The sequence below is a fragment of the Microvirga sp. Mcv34 genome, assembly GCF_024519725.1.
In the GTDB taxonomy this organism is placed as follows: domain Bacteria; phylum Pseudomonadota; class Alphaproteobacteria; order Rhizobiales; family Beijerinckiaceae; genus Microvirga.
In genome coordinates this window covers 1-2,747 of the sequence record NZ_JALJRK010000194.1, presented here as the reverse complement: position 1 = coordinate 2,747, position 2,747 = coordinate 1, and the positions used below count along the sequence as shown (strand labels likewise).

At 58.2% G+C, this 2,747-nt stretch carries 2 protein-coding genes and 1 pseudogene; 2 read left to right on the top strand and 1 reads right to left on the bottom strand.

The window, feature by feature from the left end; all coding sequences use genetic code 11:
- The first annotated feature begins 671 nt into the window (after positions 1 to 671).
- Positions 672 to 803, top strand: coding sequence for a hypothetical protein (locus OC446_RS29945; RefSeq protein WP_262032524.1), 132 nt, complete (start codon positions 672 to 674; stop codon positions 801 to 803).
- A gap of 761 nt (positions 804 to 1,564) precedes the next feature.
- On the opposite strand, the gene OC446_RS29940 is transcribed toward OC446_RS29945, so the two are convergent.
- On the bottom strand, positions 1,565 to 2,017 hold the full coding sequence (locus OC446_RS29940) for a nuclear transport factor 2 family protein (RefSeq protein ID WP_262032523.1): 453 nt from the start codon (positions 2,015 to 2,017) through the stop codon (positions 1,565 to 1,567).
- A gap of 265 nt (positions 2,018 to 2,282) precedes the next feature.
- Between OC446_RS29940 and OC446_RS29935 the strand changes: the two are divergent.
- Positions 2,283 to 2,747: pseudogene (locus OC446_RS29935) on the top strand (TolC family protein); the annotation flags it as partial.

Genomic DNA, 2,747 nt, shown 5'->3' with positions numbered 1-2,747 from the left:
CACAGACTCCTTTACTGCATCAGCGATGAAAAGGTGCAGAGATTTGCGCGCTTACGATCAATCTCCATAAAATTGTCTACCTTGGGAACTTTTGCACGAGAGGCGGAAGGCCAAGGGAATGTGCACGGTGCCTCGTACACGAGCTCCGATCTGAAGCGATCCCGCCGAAGAGATTCGGCGAGCTGCGGATGGCAAACGAGTGCGGCAGCGATGACGACAAGCTCTCATTGGTCTACTCCTGACTAACCAGAGAGTTCAGGGATCGTCTGACCATGAGTTCGGACTTGCGGGGGGACCGGTTACATGCCCGCTTGATCTCTGCGCATTCGACTACAGCGTGTGTGCCATGGACACTACAAGATGGCAGTCTCCCATTGCGACGGCTGACCATAAATGGTGTCTGTTGTGTCACAGTGGAGGAATCAAAGCGTCCACAGTGACGAGGTTCTGCTCGATGGCCAGTGCCCTCTGACAGCTTTGGCCCTGATCAGTGCCATCGGAAGGGCGATGTTGTGCCGCTCTCGCGAGCCTCGTGCTATTATGTGCGTGTCCTCGACAGGAGGCAGCTATGCGTCAGATAACGGTTCTTGTAGTGGCTATGCTCGCTGGGATGCTTATGCCTTCGCCCGGATTAGCCCAGTCTGGATATAGCGGCTGGCATCACCGCGATCATGAGAGCGCTCAAAGCCGTATTCGCCACCCTCATCACGGCGGCGTTGTCAGACATCATCGGTATCGTGCTCATCACCACAGGCACCCCATCCATTTCCGCACCGACCGGCGCCGGGGCTATGGTGGTCTGACGCGTGCTGCGGCCAGGTTTGGCTACTCCGGCGTATGGAGGCCTTACGGCTACCGGGGCTACACCGCTTCTGTCCATAGGAACTGCTTTCTCACGCGGAGGTGGGTGCACTCGCCCCATGGACCGCATCGGACCTGGGTTCGGGTCTGCATTTGAGCCAGGGCAATCTCGAAGTGGCACCTTGGACTGCCAAACTGCTGCCCACGGGCTCTCACCCGTGGCACTCCTGTTCAGAGTATTTGAGGTAATAGACAATGCTGTGGCACACTCGCACTTTAGGTGCTGTGAGCGGTGGTTTCCTCGCCGTCCTGGTGGTAACGACCCTCCCCCTTCGCGCGACTGACGCACAGGTACAGAATACTCTCAGGCTGGCAGGTTGCCTGACGCCTAAGATCGAGCTGCTCTAGGGTCAGGGCGCTATAAACGTCTATGAGGCGAACTGCGCAGCAACCTCGCACCGGATCGTCACGGTCACATGCAGCAGAGGACAATGCCGCGTCGACGAGACTAAGTGGGGGGCATGCTGGACAGACGCAATACAGGTGCTCCTTACCCTGAGGATCAGAACCCAGAGCTAAGGCGTAGGTGAGTCAACCAGTCTGACCTGCAAAAAAGAAGCCGTCCGGATCAATCCGAGACGGCTGGAGGGAGAGGCTTCCAAAGCCTCGTAAGGGAACTACGCCGCGAAATCACGGTGTAATCGCAACGATCATACAAGGCGGATTGCCCTTTCAGCAAGGGCTGAAACAGGCTGCGTTGACCTCAGCTTCCCTTTGGCCGCCGCGAAGAGTTATGAGATTGCAAAATCTTCCAGTCATTACCCTCCTTGCGCAGCACGCTGGTGGCAACAGCCTGACGCTCGATCACGCCTCCCTGTGCAGGCTCCATCCAAAACCGGTAGGTCTCGGCCGCAAGAGCATACGGTCCGTCCACCTTCACGGTCACCGCGTAATCCGAGTAGCGAAACGACTTCACGTCCTTCAACTCCGGCCCAAGGTGATGGCCCAAGTAGTGTCTGAAGGTGCCCTCTGACGCGCCGTTCTCGAAGACAGCCGAGTCTTCTGTGAACAGAGTGACACTGCTGGAGGAATCCAGCCTCTCAACCGATGCCTTATAGGCCGCCAGCACGGCCTTAACAGCCTTGATCTCCGCCTCATCAGCTCGCAAAGCTGACGACCCTAGCAGAGCACCCGCCAGAGCCACCGCAGTTAACAAGTTCCGCATTGTTCCTCACAAGATTAATCTAAGCCGCAGTCCCTACGTACCAAAATCTACAGCTGGTAGGCAGGCTTAGCAATCTGCGCTGAGCCAAGGCACTCGCGACAAGGCCTGGTGCGATCTGTTCAGCTAGATCACGAACACTTACTACAGCTGAGTCCGCATTAGTTCGGCTATCGGACACTTTCATGCCTGGACACATTGAGCAGAAAGGGAGCTAACCCAGCTTCGAATTGATTTACCAGATACGGTAGAGGCTGCTTTGGAGCTTACCAAGCAAAGCAACGGGACAGAGCTCTCAGAAGGCTGGCCGCAGGCCCGTATCCAGCAGAAGGTCGAGCGGGAGCGCCTGATCCGGCAGCTTGGGGTCTGGGGCCGCGACATCACCTTCCGTTTGCCCGGAACCCTGCCGCCGCTGCCAGCGCGGCTGGCCACCGGCCAGGATATCGAACGGCGGGCGCTGGAATGCCGGGTTGATCTGCAGGCAGCCCGCTATGATCTGGCGGCCGTTGCCGGCCAGTATGGCCTTGCCGGGACCACCCGCTTCGTGAGCGCCTTTGATCTGGCCACCACCAGCAGCTACGACCGGACAAAGTCGGTTGCGATCAATGAGGCGGGCAGCATTGAGGTCACGCGGGACGTGACCAAGCGCCGCGGCTTGTCGGTCGATTTCCAGATCCCCATCTATGACTTTGGTGCTACCGCGATCCGGGGCGCCCAGGAGGCG

Excerpts from the sequence above, each read along its gene's own strand:
- OC446_RS29945 (WP_262032524.1), top strand. The coding sequence starts at position 672 with ATGAGAGCGCTCAAAGCCGTATTCGCCACCCTCATCACGGCGGCGTTG.